General features: G+C 63.8%; 13 protein-coding genes. 7 read left to right on the top strand and 6 right to left on the bottom strand.

Features of this window, described 5'->3' with window-relative positions; genetic code table 11:
* Nucleotides 1–866 precede the first annotated feature (866 nt).
* Entirely contained in the window at nucleotides 867–2,426 is a 1,560-nt protein-coding gene (locus RX328_RS34455) for a flavin-containing monooxygenase (RefSeq protein WP_213249484.1), read from the bottom strand.
* 239 nt (nucleotides 2,427–2,665) lie between these two features.
* On the opposite strand from RX328_RS34455, the gene RX328_RS34450 reads away from it, so the two are divergent.
* The 3 genes from RX328_RS34450 (at nucleotide 2,666) to RX328_RS34440 (ending at nucleotide 5,834) form a co-directional block, all read left to right on the top strand.
* Complete coding sequence (locus RX328_RS34450) at nucleotides 2,666–4,264, top strand: GMC family oxidoreductase (RefSeq protein ID WP_213249486.1); 1,599 nt, start codon at nucleotides 2,666–2,668, stop codon at nucleotides 4,262–4,264.
* 7 nt (nucleotides 4,265–4,271) lie between these two features.
* Nucleotides 4,272–4,718 (top strand): hypothetical protein, encoded by a 447-nt coding sequence (locus RX328_RS34445; protein ID WP_213249488.1) that lies wholly within the window; start codon nucleotides 4,272–4,274, stop codon nucleotides 4,716–4,718.
* A gap of 90 nt (nucleotides 4,719–4,808) precedes the next feature.
* Complete coding sequence (locus tag RX328_RS34440; RefSeq protein WP_213249490.1) at nucleotides 4,809–5,834, top strand: S1C family serine protease; 1,026 nt, start codon at nucleotides 4,809–4,811, stop codon at nucleotides 5,832–5,834.
* Nucleotides 5,835–6,000: 166 nt separating this feature from the next.
* On the opposite strand, the gene RX328_RS34435 is transcribed toward RX328_RS34440, so the two are convergent.
* From RX328_RS34435 to RX328_RS34415, 5 genes are all read right to left on the bottom strand, one after another.
* On the bottom strand, nucleotides 6,001–6,783 hold the full coding sequence (locus tag RX328_RS34435) for an alpha/beta fold hydrolase (RefSeq protein WP_213249493.1): 783 nt from the start codon (nucleotides 6,781–6,783) through the stop codon (nucleotides 6,001–6,003).
* 3 nt (nucleotides 6,784–6,786) lie between these two features.
* Nucleotides 6,787–8,082 (bottom strand): O-acetylhomoserine aminocarboxypropyltransferase, encoded by a 1,296-nt coding sequence (locus RX328_RS34430; RefSeq protein ID WP_213249495.1) that lies wholly within the window; start codon nucleotides 8,080–8,082, stop codon nucleotides 6,787–6,789.
* Nucleotides 8,083–8,127: 45 nt separating this feature from the next.
* Nucleotides 8,128–9,432 (bottom strand): nicotinate phosphoribosyltransferase, encoded by a 1,305-nt coding sequence (pncB, locus tag RX328_RS34425; RefSeq protein ID WP_213249496.1) that lies wholly within the window; start codon nucleotides 9,430–9,432, stop codon nucleotides 8,128–8,130.
* A 69-nt stretch (nucleotides 9,433–9,501) separates the two neighbouring features.
* The gene (locus tag RX328_RS34420; RefSeq protein ID WP_213249498.1) at nucleotides 9,502–13,056 is read right to left on the bottom strand and encodes a molybdopterin cofactor-binding domain-containing protein; all 3,555 of its coding nucleotides are present in this window, start codon (nucleotides 13,054–13,056) and stop codon (nucleotides 9,502–9,504) included.
* The gene (locus RX328_RS34415; protein ID WP_213249500.1) at nucleotides 13,053–13,538 is read right to left on the bottom strand and encodes a (2Fe-2S)-binding protein; all 486 of its coding nucleotides are present in this window, start codon (nucleotides 13,536–13,538) and stop codon (nucleotides 13,053–13,055) included. Before RX328_RS34415 ends, RX328_RS34420 begins: the two co-directional genes overlap by 4 nt.
* Before the next feature lie 285 nt (nucleotides 13,539–13,823).
* On the opposite strand from RX328_RS34415, the gene RX328_RS34410 reads away from it, so the two are divergent.
* The 4 genes from RX328_RS34410 to RX328_RS34395 are packed head-to-tail and all read left to right on the top strand — an operon-like array spanning nucleotide 13,824 to nucleotide 18,004.
* Nucleotides 13,824–15,269, top strand: a complete 1,446-nt coding sequence (locus RX328_RS34410) for a 6-hydroxynicotinate reductase (protein WP_213249502.1) — start codon at nucleotides 13,824–13,826, stop codon at nucleotides 15,267–15,269.
* Nucleotides 15,266–16,174, top strand: coding sequence for a UPF0280 family protein (locus tag RX328_RS34405; RefSeq protein WP_213249504.1), 909 nt, complete (start codon nucleotides 15,266–15,268; stop codon nucleotides 16,172–16,174). The genes RX328_RS34410 and RX328_RS34405 overlap by 4 nt, the downstream gene beginning before the upstream one ends.
* Nucleotides 16,175–16,193: 19 nt before the next feature.
* Nucleotides 16,194–16,778, top strand: a complete 585-nt coding sequence (locus RX328_RS34400; RefSeq protein ID WP_213249506.1) for an amino acid synthesis family protein — start codon at nucleotides 16,194–16,196, stop codon at nucleotides 16,776–16,778.
* Between the two features lie 23 nt (nucleotides 16,779–16,801).
* Nucleotides 16,802–18,004, top strand: coding sequence for an ABC transporter substrate-binding protein (locus RX328_RS34395; RefSeq protein WP_213249508.1), 1,203 nt, complete (start codon nucleotides 16,802–16,804; stop codon nucleotides 18,002–18,004).
* Nucleotides 18,005–18,140: the final 136 nt, after the last annotated feature.

Raw genomic sequence — 18,140 nt, 5'->3', positions numbered from 1 at the left:
CTGCTTGATGGTGGGCACGCTTTCCGCCTTCGCTCGTTGAGCTACGGCGGACAAGTCGCTTTGCCCACTCTACGGATTGCGGACTGATTTGCGGCGCGCAAAAGCGAAAATCTAATGCGCGGCTGCGACCAATTGGCACGACGGGCAAATCACCAAAAGTCTGTCCAGCCCTTCTTGCAAAATATTCCGCTTAACACGAGGGGCAAATCAATGGTTTGACTCCGCTCGTCTCACCCGATTGAGGGCGGCTCGCGATCGTCACGAACGTGCGGTGAGATGCGATGGACGCGGAAGGCGCACAAGACGGTGGCGCCTGATGCGTACGGCGAAGTCGTGTGGTTCTGGCGCCGCGGTGCTGGCGTTAAGTTGCGCAAGGTTCATCCTCGCGCGGCGACGGTGGCAAGAAAGCCGTTCACCGGGAAGAGCACGAAGTAAGCCGTAAAGCCATTGCGCAGGGAAGGCCGGGATGCTCCCGCCGAACCTGTATGCTCGTGTGCGCGTTTTGAGTGCGCAAATTGCACACGAGACCGCGGGTGCGGCGCGCACCCGGTCTTCCCTGCGCCCTCTAATTGGAGAGGGCGGGAAGTTCTCCAGCCAAAACTCGCGCAAATGATGCGGCGAGATCGCGAACCTACATTCAGTCGTCATCACCCGCGAAAGCGGGTGATCCAGTATTCCAGAGACAACAGTGATTAAGCCGATAAGCCGCAGCGTACTGGATCCCCCGCTTGCGCGGGGGATGACGATCTCGCGCTGCGTCACTAACTGCGCGTCATTGCAAGGAGCGAAGCAACGACGCTCCATCTATCACCGGGTCGAGGCATGGATTGCTTCGCTGCGCTCGTAATGACGGCACAACAGCAATGCTACCCCAGCCTCAACTCATCATACCCCTTCGCCGCTACCTCATCGCACCTGGCGCGGTACGCCGGCGCGCTGCCGCTGTAGCGGGCGACGATACGGGTCTGTTTGCCTTCGACATTGGTGTTGATGCCGGTCATCCAGGAGTTCACCTCGTTCGACAGCAATCCTTCGCCGAGCGCCTTGACATGATCGGTCCACGACTCGACGCTTTCGGGCGTCGCTTCGAGGCGCGTCAGCTTGTTCTTCATCGCAAACCGAAGCAGCCCGGTCACCCAGTCGACACTGTATTCGATGCTGCGCGGAATGTTGCCGAGCGCGGTGTGCGGCCCCATCAGCATCAGCATGTTCGGGAATTCATGCACCATGATGCCGAGATAGGTCTGCGGCCCGCGCTTCCATTTGTCCTTCAGCCGCGCGCCGCCAACCCCGCGAAAATCGATCTTGTCGAAACTTCCGGTGATGGCATCGAAGCCGGTCGCATAGATGATGATGTCGAATTCGTAATCCCCTTCGCTTGTCCTGATACCTTCAGGCGTGATCCGCTCGATCGGTGTCTCCGTGATGTCGACCAGCTCGACATTGTCCTGGTTGTAGACCTCGTAATAGAAGGTTTCGAGCGGCAGCCGGCGGGTACCAAAGCCGTGATTTTTCGGAATCAGCTTTTCAGCGACGGCCTGGTTGTTCACGCGCTGGCGGATCTTGCGTGCGACGAAATCGGAGATCGTCGCGTTCGCCTTGCGGTCAATCAAGATGTCGCGAAAGTTGCCCTGCCAGATGCCGAAGCCGCGCTCGCTATAGAGCTTTTCATAAAACGCCTCGCGCTCCTCGTCGGATACCTCGAACGCGCCGCGCGGGTCTGGCGTATGCAGGAAGCAGGCAAAGGTCTCCTTGCAGCGGGCGAACATTTCCGGATAGCCGGCCTTGATCTTCGCTTGGGTCTCCGCGTCGATCTTGCCGTTGTGCAGCGGCGCGCACCAGTTCGGCGTGCGCTGGAACACGGTGAGATGGCCGACTTCTCTCGCGATGGTCTGGATGGTCTGCACGCCGGTGGCGCCGGTGCCGATCACGGCGACGCGCTTGCCGGTAAAATCCACCGGCTCCTTCGGCCATCGCGCGGTGTGAAAGGAGGCGCCCTTGAAATCCTCGCGGCCCTCGACCCTCGGCAGGGTAGGTGTCGACAACGGCCCGATCGCGGTGATCAGGAAGCGCGCGCCGAACCGGCTGCCGTCCTCCAGTGTAATGGTCCAGCTCCGCGTATCTTCCTCGTAAGTAGCCACTGTCACCCGGCTCCGAAACTGGATATCGCGGCGCAGGTCGAACTTGTCGGCGACATAATTCAGATAGCGCAGCGTCTCCGGCTGGCCGGCAAAATGCTCCGACCACTCCCATTCCTCCAGCAACTCCTTCGAGAACGAATAGCCATAGGAATAGCTTTCGGAATCGAAGCGCGCGCCGGGATAGCGGTTCCAGTACCAGGTGCCGCCGACATCGGTCGCGGCCTCGAACACCCGCACGCGAAAACCCTGTTCGCGCAGCCGGTAGAGCTGGTACAGGCCCGACATGCCCGCGCCGATAATGATGGCGTCGTAGTCCGGAATCGGCGTCGCTCCCGCGTTTGTGGTTTGCTTAAAAGCTATCCGGTCTCGCGCCTGCGGACAAACCTGTATCAAGGCGTGGCAGGGTTGCGTGTTTGTCCCGCCAAGTCGGCCTCGCTCGGCTTTACTGCCGGCCGCATCTGCCCCTATCGTGGAGCCCAGATCACCCTCAAGGCGACAACAACTCAGGGAGCGAAGCGAACGCAATGAACGACCCCGTTGACGTCCTCATCATCGGCGCAGGCGCGTCCGGCGCGGCGGTGGCGTGGAGCCTGGCTGAAACCAAGATGCATATTCTCTGCCTCGACCAGGGCGGCTGGATGAAGCCCTCGGAATATCCGAGCACGGGGCGCGACTGGGAGGCGAAGTTTTATGGCGAGTGGTCGACCAGCCCGAACGTTCGCGGCCGGCCGGAGGACTATCCGATCAACGACGACAACTCGCCGATAAAAGTCGTGAACTTCAACGGCGTCGGCGGCTCGACGGTGATGTACACCGCGCATTGGCCGCGGCTGCATCCCTCAGACTTCAGGGTGAAGGCGCTGGACGGCGTCGCCGACGACTGGCCGATCGACTACGACACGCTGGTGCCGTTCTTCGAAGAGAATGACCGGATGATGGGCGTCTCGGGTCTCTCAGGCGATCCGCTGTCGCCGCTGACCCACCCGCCGATGCCGCCGCAGCCGCTCGGGCTCTCCGGCCCGCTGATCGGCAAGGCCATGAACAAGCTCGGCTGGCACTGGTGGCCGTCGGACACCACGGTCGCGACGATGGACTACGAGGGGCGGGCGCGCTGCATCAATCTTGGTCATTGCACGCCGGCCTGCGCGCAAGGCGCCAAAGCCTCGACCGACATCACCTATTGGCCGCAGGCGATCCGCGCCGGCGTTGAGCTAAAGACCCATTGCCGCGTGCGCGAAATCCTCACCAACGAGCATGGCATGGCCGCTGGCGTCGTTTACTACGACAAGGATGGCGTCGAGCAGTTCCAGCCGGCCGAGGTCGTCATCATCGCCTGCAACGGCGTCGGCACGCCGCGGCTATTGTTGAACTCGGTCTCCGGCCGCTTCCCGAGTGGGCTGGCCAATTCGTCCGGCCTGGTCGGCAAGAACCTGATGTTCCATCCCTATGCGCAGATCTACGGTTTTGTGAAGGAGCCGACTGACTCGAACCGCGCGCCGCCGACCTGCCTGTGGAGCAAGGAATTTTACGACACCGATCTCTCGCGCGGCTTCGTCCGCGGCTACGGCATCCAGTTCGGCCGCGGCGCGGGGCCGGTGTTCGAAGCCGTCGCGAGCGAGCAGAAGGGCATCTTGCCGTGGGGCGCGGACCATCACCGCGTGTTCCGCAGGCTCAACGGCCATCGGCTCGCGGTGTCTGCGATCTGCGAGGATCTGCCCGAGGAGCACAACCGGGTCACGCTCGATCCCGTGCTCAAGGACTGCCACGGAATCCCTGCGCCGAAGATCGACTACACGATCAGCGAGAACAGCCGGAAGATGATGGAGCATGGATTGGCGCGCGGCCGGGAGATTCTCGAAACCGCCGGCGCGACCGACATTTGCATCAACAACCCGATTCCCTGGGGCGGCTGGCATCTGCTCGGCACCGCGCGGATGGGAACCGACCCCGCGCGCTCCGTCGTCAACGAATGGGGACGTTCGCACGACGTGAAGAACCTCTTCATCGTCGACGGCAGCGTGTTCGTGACGTCGGGCGGCGTGAACCCGACCTCGACCATCCAGGCGATCGCGCTCTACGTCGCCGACCAGATGAAGCAACGCCTTGCCAACCTCTTCGACTGAGACCGCCATGCTCGCAACAAATGAATTGACCTCAGCCCAGCGCGATGACCTTCGCACCATAGCGGCGATGATCATTCCCGCCAGCGACGAGTACAAGGTGCCCGGCGCCGACGATCCCGCAATCCAGGCCGACATGCTGGCGACGCTCGGCCGCGATACTGCGATGGTGCGTGCCGCGCTCGACCATCTGGCGCGTATGGCCGGCAAGCCGCTGGCCGAACTCGATGAGGCCAAACGCGATGCCGTAGCGCAGGAGTTTCGCGCCACCGGCGGCGTTGCGGCTGCAACGCTCGTCCGCGTCGTCCTGCAATGCTACTACCGCGACGATCGCGTGCTGCGCTCGCTCGGCCTCGAGTTGCGTGCCCCGTTCCCGAAGGGACATGTACTGCCCGAGGGCGATTGGTCGCTGCTCGATCCGGTCAAGACGCGAGGCGGCAAGCTGCGGGTTTCCTGAAGCGGAGGGGGAGCAGGCCTGCGCACGCGCCGCGGCTCTTGCGCATCCGGTTCCCGGCCACCATCTGATGAGGCCGAAGGAAATCTCGCCATGTTGGATTTTACATCAGATACCGCCGATGACGGACTGTCATCGCGAACGGCTGAGCCTGCCCGGGACAACGACCGGGTTCTGCTCGACGCCTATTCCAATGCCGTGATCGACGTGACCGAGCGGGTCGGGCCAGCGGTCGTGCGCGTCGAAACCGGGCCGAAAGTACGCAGCGCGCGGGAGCGCGGCGGACTTGGTTCCGGCATCGTCATCTCGCCCGACGGTCTCGTGCTGACCAACAGCCATGTGGTCGGATCGTCGAAAGAGATCCGCCTGCGCGACATCGAAGGCTTCATCACCGACGCTCACGTGCTCGGCGTCGATCCCGACACCGATCTCGCGCTGTTGCGGGCCGATGGGGCGCGCGATCTGCGTTACGCCTCGCTAGGAAATTCCAAGAGCCTGCGTCGCGGCCAACTCGTGGTCGCGATCGGCAATCCGCTCGGCTTCGAATCAACGGTGACCGCCGGCGTGGTGTCGGCGCTCGGCCGCTCGATCCGCTCCATGAGCGGGCGAACCATCGAGGACGTGATCCAGACCGATGCGGCGCTCAATCCCGGCAATTCCGGCGGGCCGCTGGTTTCGTCGGCGGCCGAGGTGATCGGCATCAACACCGCAATCATCAATGGCGCGCAAGGCATCTGCTTTGCGGTCGCCAGCAACACTGCGCAGTTCGTGCTGTCCGAGATCATCCGCCACGGCTATGTCCGCCGCGCCTATATCGGCGTTGCCGGACAAACCGCCCCGATCCCGCGACGGCATGCGGTGGTCGCCGGCGTCGACAACAAGATGGGCGCGCTGCTGGCGCAGATCGAGCCGGACAGCCCGGCCGCGAAGGCCGGCCTGTTGCCGGGCGACGTCGTGATCAAGCTCGACGGCGTCGAGATCAACGGCGTCGACGATTTGATCCGCGCGCTTGACCGCGACCGTATCGGGCGGACGCTGGCGATGGACGTATTGCGGATCGGAAGGTTACGCGGGATCGAGATTCATCCGGTGGAGCGCAAGCCTATCGCACGGCAGTGATGATTGGCCCGGCGCACTTCCCCTCTCCCCTTGTGGGAGAGGATGGATCGACGCCGCGTAGCGGCGGCGAGACGGGTGAGGGGTCTGTCTCCGCGGATAGAGACCCCTCATCCGGCGCTTCGCGCCACCTTCTCCAAGGGGAGAAGGAAGAAAAAGAGTTCAATCGCTACTGCCGCAGCGCCGCCAGCAGTTCGTCAGGCGCTTCGGCCATGATCATGTGGCCGGCGCCGGGAACGACGACGATCCGCGCATTCGGCGTCGCCGCCGCCAGCGCCCTGCCGCCCTTGGCTGGTGTCATCATGTCGCGCTCGCCGAGAATGAAGGTGACGGGCACCTTGACCTGCGCCGCTGCAGCGAGTGCGTTCTGATAGGAGTTGCAGGCGTTGAGATCGCTGTAAAGCACGCCGGGGCGGGTCTGCTGCAGCACGCGCTGCGCGCCCTGATGCATCCACAGTCCCGGCGCAAGGCTGCCGCCGAGCTCGGCCTTGAAGCCGAGGCCCCAGATTGTGACCATGTCGATGGCGTCGGGGTTGTTGACCTCGGCGGCCTTGAGCAGATCGGGACCGACGGTCATCGCGGCGGCGGTGCCGATCAGGCTGAGGGCCGACACCTTGTCGGGATGCCGCGCGGACGTCTCCAACGCAATCAACGATCCCATCGAATGTCCCACCAGCTTCGCCTTGGACGCACCGGCCGCGTCGAGCAGCGCCGCGGTCCAGTCGGCCATGTCGGCGATGGTTGGCAGCGGGCTGCCTCCCGAACGGCCATGGCCGGGCAAATCGGGCGCCAGCACGGAGTAGCCGTGATGCGCGAACCATCGGCTGTGCAGCGCCCAGGTCGAATGATCGAACCCCGCGCCGTGCAGCATCACCACCGCGGGCAGCGACGGATCGAACGGGCGGCCGCCGGTCGCAACGAAGACATCAGCACCGTTGACGGAAAGCTGCATGGGTCAAACCTTTTGCGATGCGCGAAGCGCCTGGCCGAGATCGTCGATGATGTCGGAAACGGTCTCAATACCGACCGATAGCCGCACCAGCTCCTCGCCGACCCCTGCCGCCTTCAGCTGCGCGGCGTCCATCTGCTGATGCGTGGTGCTGGCCGGATGAATCACGAGCGTCTTGGCGTCGCCGACATTGGCAAGGTGGCTGATCATCCGTAAGGACTCGATGAATTTTTTGCCCGCCCCGCGGCCACCCTTGATGCCGAAAGAGACGATCGATCCGGCGCCGCGCGGCAACAGCCGCTTCGCGAGCTGATGGTCGGGATGATCTTCCAGCGCCGGATGCAGCACCCAGTCGACCGCCTTGTTGGCCGTCAGCGCCTCCAGCACCGCAAGCGTGTTGCTCATGTGGCGCTCCATCCGGACGCCGAGCGTCTCAACGCCCTGCAGGAGTTGGAACGCGTTGGTCGGCGACAGACAGGCGCCGAAGTCGCGCAGCCCCTCGGTTCGGGCGCGCATGATGAAGGCGGCCTGGCCGAACTGCTCGTCGAAGACGATGCCGTGGTAGCCCGCATAGGGCTCGGTGAGCTGGGGAAACTTGCCCGACGCGTGCCAATCGAACCGGCCGCCATCGACGATGACGCCGCCGATCGCGATGCCATGGCCGCCGATCCATTTGGTCGCCGAGTTCATCACGAGATCGGCGCCGAGCTCGATCGGGCGGCTAAGATATGGCGTGGCAAAGGTGTTGTCGATCAGAAGTGGAATCTTGGCATCATGCGCGATCTGCGCGACTGCCGGGATATCCAGCACTTCCATCCCGGGATTGCCGATGGTCTCGCCGATCACTAGCCGCGTGTTCGGCTTGATCGCGGCGCGGAATTCATCGAGCGCGCGCGGCTTGACGAAGGTCGTCGTGATGCCGAAGCGCGGCAGCGTGTGGGCGAGCAGGTTGATGGTGCCGCCATAGAGCGATGCGGAGGCGACGATATGATCGCCGGCATTGAGGATGGTAGCGATTGCGAGATGCATCGCGGCCATGCCGCTGGCCGTGCAGATCGCGCCGACGCCGGCTTCCAGCGCCGCCAGCCGCTCCTCGAGTACGGCGGTCGTGGGATTGGAAATGCGGGTGTAGATGTGGCCGGCGCGCTCCAAATTGAACAGCGCCGCGGCGTGGTCAGGATCCTGGAACACGTAGGAGGTGGTCTGGTAGATCGGAACGGCGCGGGCGCCGGTCGCAGGGTCGGGGCGCTGGCCGGCATGCAGGCTGAGGGTTTCGAAGGCAGGCGGCTTGGGTGCGGGCATGCGGGGCTCGTCAGATTATGTAGTGGCGGGAAAGTATTTGATGGCTCAGACGTGCACGGCGGTGCGGACGCGGCCGGCATTGCCGAACACGCGCAAATAGCGTTCGATCTCGGATGGCGTACCGGTGGCCTTCTCGGGATTATCGGACAGCTTCACCGCCGGCCGCCCATCGACGGAGGTTACCTTGCAGACCAGCGAGATCGGATCGAGATCGGCCGATCCATCCGGTGCGCAGCCGACGAAATCATTGGTGAGGTTGGTGCCCCAGCCGAACGAGATGCGGACACGTCCGGCGAAGTGACGATAGGTCTCCTCGATCGAGTCGACGTCCATGCCGTCCGAGAACACCAGGAGCTTATCCTTGGGATTGCGGCCCTTCTGCTTCCACCACTTGATGATGTCCTCGCCTGCCGTGATCGGCGGTGCGCTATCGGGGCGGAAGCCGGTCCAGTCGGCGACCCAGTCCGGTGCGTCGCGCAGGAACGGTTTGGTGCCGAAGGCGTCGGGCAGGGCGATCAGGAGGTTACCGCCATAGGTGTGTCGCCATTGATCGAGGATGCGATAGGGAGCCCAGCGCAGCTCCTCGTCGGAATTGGCGAGCGCGGCCGCGACCATCGGTAGCTCATGCGCATTGGTTCCGATCGCTTCGAGATCGTTGTCCATCGCGAGTAGCACGTTGGAGGTGCCGGTGAAGGAGGAGCCGAGGCCCTCCTTGACCGCCTCGACGCACCAGCGTTGCCACAGATGGCCGTGACGGCGGCGGGTGCCGAAGTCCGACAGCCGGAGACCTTCGAGCTTGCGCAGCCGCTCCACCTTCGACCACAGCTTGGCTTTGGCGCGCGCATAGAGCACGTCGAGCACGAAACGTCCCTGGCCCTTGGTCGCCTGCCGCGAGCGCAGCTCATTCATGATCGCAAGCGCCGGGATTTCCCACATCGTGGTGTGGGTCCACGGCCCGTGAAAGTGCAGTTCGTACTGGCCGTCGACCTTGTTGAGCTCGTATTCGGGCAGGCGGAAGTTGGCGAGCCAGTGGATGAAGTCCGGCGAGAACATCTGGGTCTTGCCGTAGAACGTGTTACCGGACAGCCAGATCAGCTCCTTCTTGGTAAAGCGGATGGTGCGCGCGTGATCGAGCTGCGCGCGCAGTTCGCCTTCGTCGATGATCTCGGCGAGGCGGACCTGCCGGGTGCGATTGATCACCGAAAAGGTGACCTGTTGTTCCGGGTAGAATTCCCGGATCATCTGCAGCATCAAGAGCTTGTAAAAATCGGTATCGAGCAGGCTGCGCACGATCGGGTCGAGCCGCCAGCCGTGATTATAGGTCCGCGATGCAATATCGGTTACTGCCATGCTGGAACTGTACCGCGCCGGGGGCCGCCCAACCAGTGGGTTTTGCCGGCGGCATGGCAGCTCAGCGCGCTATTCCTGCCGGATACGGCCGACCGCAGCAGGAATATCCTTCCAGACCGGCTTGTCCGGAGCAAATTGTTGCCTGAGATAAGCGACTAGTTCAGCGATCTGGCCGTCGGTCAGGCTGTCCTTGAATGCCGGCATATAGCCGAGGTCGGTCGCGGCCGGCTTTGCGATGCCGTGGAGGATGACCTGGATCAGATTGTCGGGCACGGTGCTGTGCAAATTGCTGTTGAGCGCCAGCGATGGCCGACTGCCGAACAGCGGTGCGCCGCCGACCTCGTGGCAGACAGCGCAGGCGCCCTGGTAGAGGCGCGCGCCTACGCTAGAAGCCGCAAGCGTTCGCGTGCCGGTCGAAGCTTCGAGCCTGGCGGCAAGCGCTTGCTGCGCCGGGCGATCGATCGCGGTCTCGTTGAGCGAGGCGAGATAGACCGCCATGGCGCGGATGTCGGCATCAGGTAATGCCGCGAGTTCCCTCACCACCGGCGCCATCGGCCCCGCGGCGACGCCGTGAAAGCGCGATTCGCCGGTTCGCAAATATGCGTACAGTTCGTCCTCGCTCCAAGGGATCGGCGCTTGCGACAACGAAGTCAGCGCCGGCGCTTCCCAGCCTTCGGCGAATCCGCCGGTGAGATAGGCGTTCGCTTTTTCCGCGCCGAGCGCGTTGCGCGGCGAATGGCAGGCGCCGCAATGGCCGAGGCCTTCGACCAGATAAGCGCCGCGATTCCAGATCTCGGATTTTGTAGGATCGGGCTGGAACACGGCGGGTGTGTGGAACAGCGCATTCCATCCGGCCATCAGCGGGCGAAGGTTGAATGGAAACGCCAGCATGTTCGCCGGCGTCTCCGCGCGCACCGCCGGCTGCGCCATCAGATAGGCGTACAGCGCCTGCATGTCGGCGTCGGTGGTCTTGGCGAAGTGGGTGTAGGGGAACGCGGGATAGAGATGCCTTCCGTCGCGATGGATGCCCTCACGCATCGCGCGTTCGAAAGCGGGATAGGACCATGCGCCGATGCCGGCTTCGACATCGGGCGTGATGTTGGTCGAGTAGATCGTGCCGAACGGCGTCGGCAGCGGCCGGCCGCCGGCGTTAAGCACGCCATTCGCAGCGGTGTGGCACACCGCGCAATCGCCGAGCGCGGCAAGTTGCTGGCCGCGCGCGATGGTCGCGGCCGAATAGAGCGAGGCATCCGGCCGCGCGATCGGCGCGATCGCTCGCCACGGCAGCACCGCGGCGCCAATGCCGACCACAGCTGCGCACAACGCTGCGGCGGTGGCGAAAACGCCGCGCCTTCCAGCGAACGGATTGTACCATCGGTTGAGAACAGGCTGTGGTGCGGACGCTGGCGCGGGCAACGCCTCCGCTGTGGCGGGTTGCTCGCCGTGTAGCCCGCGCAAAATGCGCTCCGGCGTGAACGGCAATTCGCGGAACCGCACACCAGTCGCGTCATAGATCGCATTGGCGATGGCGGCTGCGCTGGGGACGGAGGCGGATTCTCCGACACCGAGTGGCGGCTGATCCTGTCGCGGCAGCATCAGCACGTCGATCTCAGGCACCTCGGGAAACTTGATGATGGGGTAGGCGCCCCATTCGCGTGCCGTCACGGAGGTACGATCGAACGACACTTCCTCCATCAGCGCGCGGCTGGTCGATTGGATGACATTGCCGTGGATCTGGTGGCGCACGCCGTCCGGATTGATCATCAGGCCGGAATCCTGTCCGGCAACGACGCGCGTCACGCTGACATCGCCGGTCGCCTTGTTCACCGCGACGTCGGCGATCCACGCCGACCACGCTGCGCCATATCCGGGAAACTTGCTGTGCACATAGAGCGCATAGGCGAAGCCGCGCCCGCGCACGATATCGCCTTCGGCCTGCTTTGCCTCGCGTACCGGCCGCGGCTTCCAGCCGGCGCGTTCGGCCACCGCATTGACGAGATCGACGGCGCGTGCATCCTTCAGATAGCGCAGGCGATATCCGATCGGGTCGACGCCGGCTTCAGACGCACATTCGTCGATCCAGGACTCATGCGCAAAGGTGTTCGGCAGCGCCGAGACGCCGCGCAGCCAGGAGGCGCGCACGATCGGCGGCATGTCATTTGCTACCACGCGCAGATTCTCGTAATCGTAGGGCGGTATCGCGGTGCGATCGCCCATCTCGAAGACGGCCGGCGTGTGTGGAACGGCGCCAGTGAGTAGCAGCGCCAACGTCGGTGCACCGTTCGACGGATAGCGCGTCGCAAAATCGTAACCGGCGACGCTGCCGTCGGCGTTCAATCCGCCGTTGATATCCATCAACTGCGCAGTGCCCTTCGGCTCCCATGCGTGCTCCTGTTCGCGCGTCAATTGCACGCGCACAGGACGACCGACGGCGCGCGACAGTAGCACCGCGTCGGCGGAAACGTCGTCGGCGCAGTTGCGGCCATAGCAACCGGCCGCTTCCAGCCGGATCACCTCGATCTCGGCCTCGCGCCGGTGGATCAGTCGCGCCAGGTCGGTGCGTAGATGATGCGGATTTTGCGTGCCGGACCAGACCCGCGTCAGATCCTCCTGATATTCGGCAACCGCACAGGATGGACCGATCGAGGCGTGCATCTGGTAGGGCCAGATGTAGGTCCGTGGCATCGGCTTGGCCGCGCCGGCAATTGCAGCCTCGACATCCCCCTTGTCGATCAGCGTGCGTGACGTCGACGGATTGGCACGCAATGCGGTTTCGATATCCTTCAGGTCGGGCAGCGTCGGCACCGGCTTCCAGCTCACCTTGAGCTGCGCCGCCGCCTTGATCGCATTCTCCTCGCGCTCGGCGACGACGCCGACGAAGTCGCCGATGCGAACGACGGCAACAAGTCCGGGAATGTCGCGCACCGAGGACTCGTCGACCGCGATCAGGCTGTTGCCGATGAAGTCGCCGACATCGACGCCGACATAGGGCGGGCGAACGACGCGGCCATGCAGCATGCCGGGCACGCGGACATCGTGCACATAGACCAATTCACCGGTTGCTTTCGCCGGAAGATCGACGCGCGGCACCGATTGACCAACGATGCTGTAGGCGCTCACGGCCTTCACGGCAACGTCGTCGGCGAGTTCAAGGCGAATGGTCTCGCCCGCAATCAGTTCGCCATAGCTGACGCTGCGATTGTCCTTGCCGCGGACGAGGCCGTCTTCAATGACGAGGTCGTCGACCGAAAGCTCCAGTCGCTCAGCCGCGCGCGTGACGAGAAACTGCCGCGCCTGCGCGGCGGCCTTGCGCAGCGGCACGGCGGTGATCTGGATCGTTTCGCTCGCAATCGTCGCGCCCTGATTGGGCACGAGGGCTGTGTCGCCCAGCACGACGACGACACGCGCAAAGGACACGTCGAGCTCTTCGGCAACGATCTGCGCGAGCGCGGTTCGGATACCGGTGCCGAGATCGACGTGGCCGTTATAGGCAGTGACCGATCCATCGGCCGTGATCTTGATGAACGTCTCGAACTTGACGGCCTCGACCGGTGATGCCGGACGCACGACGGACAGCGTACCTTGCAACCGCTCGCGATTCTCGGCCGTGTCGGGGACGGTCATCGCGTCTGCGCCTCAACGAGACGGCCTGCGGCGCGCATTGCCGCGCGCATGATTTCGACGTGCGCACCGCAGCGGCATAGATGATGGCGCAGCGCTTCCAGTACCTCGTCTTCCGACGGGTGAGGGGAGCGCAGCAGCAGCGCTTTCGTTGTGATGATCATGCCGTTGAGGCAATAGCCGCATTGCGCCGCCTGCTCGCTGATGAAAGCTTGCTGCACGGGATCGGGATGCTCGCGCGTGCCGAGGCCCTCGAGCGTCACGATGTCGCGCCCGATGCACCCCTCGATCGGGATCACGCAGGAGCGGGCGGCGACGCCGTCGATCAGCACGGCGCAGGCGCCGCATTCGCCGAGCCCGCAGCCGTATTTCGGTCCGTTCAGTTCGAGGTCGTTGCGCAGCACATAAAGCAATGCGGTGTCGGGCGCGGCATCGACATCATGAGTGTTGCCGTTGACGGTCAGCCGCATCGTGCTCAGCCTCATGCTCCCTCAGGCTCTCGTTGCGCTGCAAACTACGCGCTGGACGCTCCCGAAAGATACCGTTTGTGTACAAACGTGCAAGCCGCGCGATCCCGCGCTGCAGCGCGCTGCTCGCTTTATGAACAGAGATGCGAGGCAAATGAGGTATTATGCGGCAAGCGAGGCTTTTGGCTTCCGGGCCCGCTTGACAGCGTTCAAGTCCGCGCGCAACATCATTCGTATACGAACAAATGGTCGGGCCGCGAAGAAGCAGCTCCGATCGGCGCCTTCCCGACTGCAGGCTTGTTCATGACTGACGAGACCGTTGCCACTGGCGACAAGATCCGCTGCGATGCCTGTCCGGTGATGTGTTACATCAAGCCGGGCGCGGCGGGCGCGTGCGATCGCTATGCCAACCATAATGGTGAGCTGGTGCGCGTCGATCCGCACATCGTGTTGGAGCGAACAGTGTCGCACGGCGGACGGCTGGTGCCGTTTCAGGCCGGTGGCGACTGGGACGGCAAACTCGTTCGCGAGCCGAACGTATTCGTCACGGCGATCGGCGCCGGCACGACTTATCCCGACTACAAGCCTGCGCCGTTCATCGTGTCATCGGAAATCGACGGCGTCGACATGGTCACGGTCGTGACCGAAGGTATTTTCAGCTATTGCGGCGTCAAGGTGAAGATCGATACCGATCGCTATCTCGGCCCCGAGACCGCGACCGTCCGCGTGGAAGGCGAGGCGATCGGCCATGTGACGACAAGCGAGTATGGCTCGCAGATGCTGTCGCTCGGCGGCGTGCATCATCTGACCGGCGGCTCCAAGAAGGAGGGCCGCGTTACCTGCGACGCGCTGATGGACCTTTCCAATTGCAAGCCGGTGGAACTGACGATCGATGGCGGCGCCACGGTGGTAGTGCAGGCCGGCCATCCGCCGATCGTCAACGGTGTCGCGGAAGAGCGCATGCGGGTGGGATGCGGCTCGGCAACCATCGGCATGTTCGCCAAGCAATGGCACGGCAAGGTCGATGAGGTCGTGGTCGTGGACGACCACATCACCGGCGTGCTCTCGGAACACCAGGCCGGCAAGCTGCTCGATATTCCCGATACCGGGATCAAGATGAAGGGGCGGCGCTCGACGCCCGGCCGTTACTTCCAGGTCGCCGAGCCCGGGACGGGGTGGGGCGGCACCAATATTTCCGACCCGCTGTCGGTGCTGGGACCGTTCAATCCGAAGGAGGCGCGGCCTGGGCTCACCATGCTGATGGTCTCGACCACCGGCGAGCACGCCGCCTATTACGAACTCGACGAGGCGCTGCGGCCGATCGAGAAGCAGATGCCGCCTGATCTGAAGTTCTCGGTCGAGCGTATCCAGGAGAATTGTGAGCCGGCGCTGTGCACGGTGCTGTTCATGGGCGGCGCCGGCGGTTCGCTGCGTGCCGGCGTCACCGACAATCCGGTGCGGCTGACGCGCTCGGTCAAGGACGCGCTGACGCGGGTCACCAGCGGCGGCGCGCCGGTCTATGTCTGGCCCGGCGGCGGCATCACTTTCATGGTCGACGTCACGCAGATGCCGGCCGGCGCGTTCGGCTATGTGCCGACGCCGGCGCTGGTCGCGCCGATCGAGTTCACGCTGAAACTGTCCGATTACGCGGCGCTCGGCGGTCACATGGATCATGTGCGTCCGTTGGCATCCTTGCGGGAAAACAGCGAATTCCGGCCGATGCCCTATATGCCCGGACGGCGCGCATGAAACGGCTCCCGCAAATCGCGCTTCTTCCTGACGGCAAGCGGCTGCATTTGCAGGATGGTCCGATCGATCTGGTCATCGAGGCGAAGGGAAGTGAAGGTGAGGTGCGCGCCGCTTATGAAGCCGCTGCTTGGCGCTTTACCGGCCTGCTCGATGAACTCTGCGAGGAGTTGATCGAACTTCGCAAAGCCGCCGATCCGGTGCGAAGCACGCTGAACGGTGTCGTCGCACGCCGTATGCATGCGGCAGTCGCGCCGTTCGCGGCCGATCATTTCATCACACCGATGGCGGCGGTGGCAGGCAGCGTTGCGGAAGAGATTCTTGGCGCGATGCTGGGCGCGGCACGGCTCGATCGTGCCTATGTCAACAATGGCGGCGACATCGCGTTGCATTTGACCGGTGGCGAGCAGTTCACAGTTGGATTGATGGACCGACCGGATCGTCATGGCGTGATGCGAACCATCATTATCGAAGCCGATGATCCGGCACGCGGCATCGCGACCAGTGGACGGCATGGCCGTAGCTTTTCGCTCGGGATCGCCGATGCGGTTACCGTGCTGGCGCGTACGGCATCGCAAGCCGATGCCGCGGCCACTATCATCGCCAATGCCGTCGATCTGCCTGGTCATCCCGCCATCATCCGTTGTCCGGCCAATGAGCTGCAGCCCGACAGCGACCTAGGAGCGCGCCTCGTCACCCGCGACGTCGGCGTGCTCCGGGAAAGCGAGATCGACGATGCGTTAAGGGCAGGGGTAAGCCGGGCACAACAATTGCTTGCGGCGGGATTGATCGACGGTGCGGCCTTGCGTCTACTAGGCGAGACGGCCGTGGTGGGTGCAACAGGGATTAGGGCGGGCGCGTTGCCAACGTTTCACGGAAACGCACTAGGAAGAACAGCGCATGCTTGATCGGGAGCGAGGCTGACAGATGAGCGCGATCATTCGCAAGATCGTCACGGTGGTCGAGGAAACCCATCTGGAAATGGGACAGAAGGTCGCGCCGCCGACGCGGCGCGCGGCGGCGATTGCTGTCATCGAGAATCCGTTTGCAGGGCGCTATGTCGAAGACCTTTCGCCTTTGATCGAAATCGGCGAGGAGCTTGGCGAATTGCTCTCGAAGAAAGCAGTTGCGGCGCTCGGCATCGACGGCGCCAAGGCCCACAGCTACGGCAAGGCGGCTGCGGTCGGCGAAAACGGTGAGCTCGAACATGCGGCGGCGATCTTGCATCCAAAGATGGGCGCGCCGGTGCGCAAGGTTCTGGGCAAGGGCGCGGCGCTGATCCCGTCGTCGAAGAAGCGCAGCGGGCCGGGCACAACGCTGGACGTTCCGCTCGGTCACAAGGACGCAGCCTTCGTGCGCAGCCATTTCGACGGGATGGAAGTGCAGATCAACGATGCGCCGCGCGCCAACGAGATCATGGTTGCGGTGGCAGTCACCGACAGCGGCAGGCCATTGCCGCGCGTCGGGGGACTGACGGTTGCGGAAGTCAAAGGCGAAGACGGCTTGAGATAATGACATCAACATTGGAGGTAGGGATGCGACGGAGACATTTGCTGGGAGCGGGATTGGCGATCGCGGTGGCGGGCATGGCTGGCAGCGCCATGGCGCAGAGCGAAATCAAGATCGGCGAGATCAACAGCTATTCGCTCTTGCCGGCCTTCACCGAGCCCTACCGCAAGGGCTGGCAGCTCGCGGTCGAGGAAGTCAACGCCGCGGGCGGCATCAATGGCAAGAAGCTGGTCGTCATTTCCAAGGACGACGGCGGCAAGCCGGCGGATGCGCAGACCGCAGCCAACGAGCTGGTGTCGAGCGAGAACGTCGCGATGCTGGCCGGCACGTTCCTGTCCAATATCGGTCTGGCCGTCTCCGACTTCGCCAACCAGAAGAAGGTGTTCTTCCTGGCGGCGGAGCCATTGACCGACGCCATCACCTGGTCGAAGGGCAACCGCTACACGTTCCGCCTGCGTCCCTCCAACTACATGCAGGCCGCGATGCTGGTGGAGGAAGCCGCAAAGCTGCCGGCCAAGCGCTGGGCGACGATTGCGCCGAACTATGAATATGGCCAGTCGGCGGTCGCCGTGTTCAAGAAGCTGATGTCGGAGAAGCGTCCGGACATTCAGTGGGTCGACGAGCAGTGGCCGCCGCAAGGCAAGATCGACGCCGGCCCGGTGGTGCAGGCAGTTGCCGCCGCCAATCCGGAGGCCATCCTCAACGTCACCTTCGGTGCCGATCTGGTGAAGCTCGTGCGCGAGGGCAATACCCGCGGCCTGTTCAAGAACCGCTCTGTGGTCTCGTTCCTGACCGGCGAACCGGAATATCTCGATCCCTTGAAGGATGAGACGCCGGAGGGTTGGATCGTCACAGGTTACCCCTGGTACGATATCAAGACGCCGGACCATGACAAATTCTTGAAAGCGTATCAGGCCAAGTACAACGACTATCCGCGGCTCGGCTCGATCGTCGGCTACCAGACCATCAAGGCAGCGGCGGCGATCCTTGCGAAGGCCAACTCGACCGATCCGGAGAAGCTGATCGCGGCGACCGAAGGCCTGTCGATGCCGTCGCCGTTCGGCGAGATCACCTTCCGCAAGATCGATCACCAGTCGACGCTCGGCGCCTATGTCGGCAAGACCGCGCTGAAGGACGGCAAGGGCGTGATGGTGAACTCGGTCTATCGCAAGGGCGCCGACTATCTCCCGAGTGATGCGGAAGTCGAAAAGCTTCGGCCGAAGGATTGATTCTCTCTTCTCCCTCTCCCCGCGCTTCGCGGGGAGAGGGTCGGGGTGAGGGGCTCTCTCCATGAATCGAACTCGCAGAGACAGTCACTCACCGCTATCCAGGCCTCATGGTTCGAGACGTGCGGCGGTGCCGCGC

Origin of the sequence: Bradyrhizobium sp. sBnM-33 (assembly GCF_032917945.1) — a bacterium.
Classification (GTDB): Bacteria; Pseudomonadota; Alphaproteobacteria; order Rhizobiales; family Xanthobacteraceae; genus Bradyrhizobium.
The sequence above is the reverse complement of the archived record's forward strand: the minus strand, read 5'-3'. Positions and strand labels throughout refer to the sequence as shown.

Bases quoted from the DNA above. Each gene is read 5' to 3' on its own strand.
- RX328_RS34445 (WP_213249488.1), top strand. From the start codon at position 4,272: ATGCTCGCAACAAATGAATTGACCTCAGCCCAGCGCGATGACCTTCGC.
- RX328_RS34420 (WP_213249498.1), bottom strand. From the start codon at position 13,056: ATGACCGTCCCCGACACGGCCGAGAATCGCGAGCGGTTGCAAGGTACG.
- RX328_RS34430 (WP_213249495.1), bottom strand. From the start codon at position 8,082: ATGCCCGCACCCAAGCCGCCTGCCTTCGAAACCCTCAGCCTGCATGCC.
- pncB (WP_213249496.1), bottom strand. From the start codon at position 9,432: ATGGCAGTAACCGATATTGCATCGCGGACCTATAATCACGGCTGGCGG.
- RX328_RS34435 (WP_213249493.1), bottom strand. From the start codon at position 6,783: ATGCAGCTTTCCGTCAACGGTGCTGATGTCTTCGTTGCGACCGGCGGC.
- RX328_RS34400 (WP_213249506.1), top strand. From the start codon at position 16,194: ATGAGCGCGATCATTCGCAAGATCGTCACGGTGGTCGAGGAAACCCAT.
- RX328_RS34395 (WP_213249508.1), top strand. From the start codon at position 16,802: ATGCGACGGAGACATTTGCTGGGAGCGGGATTGGCGATCGCGGTGGCG.
- RX328_RS34440 (WP_213249490.1), top strand. From the start codon at position 4,809: ATGTTGGATTTTACATCAGATACCGCCGATGACGGACTGTCATCGCGA.
- RX328_RS34455 (WP_213249484.1), bottom strand. From the start codon at position 2,426: ATGTCGGGCCTGTACCAGCTCTACCGGCTGCGCGAACAGGGTTTTCGC.
- RX328_RS34405 (WP_213249504.1), top strand. From the start codon at position 15,266: ATGAAACGGCTCCCGCAAATCGCGCTTCTTCCTGACGGCAAGCGGCTG.
- RX328_RS34450 (WP_213249486.1), top strand. From the start codon at position 2,666: ATGAACGACCCCGTTGACGTCCTCATCATCGGCGCAGGCGCGTCCGGC.
- RX328_RS34410 (WP_213249502.1), top strand. From the start codon at position 13,824: ATGACTGACGAGACCGTTGCCACTGGCGACAAGATCCGCTGCGATGCC.
- RX328_RS34415 (WP_213249500.1), bottom strand. From the start codon at position 13,538: ATGAGGCTGAGCACGATGCGGCTGACCGTCAACGGCAACACTCATGAT.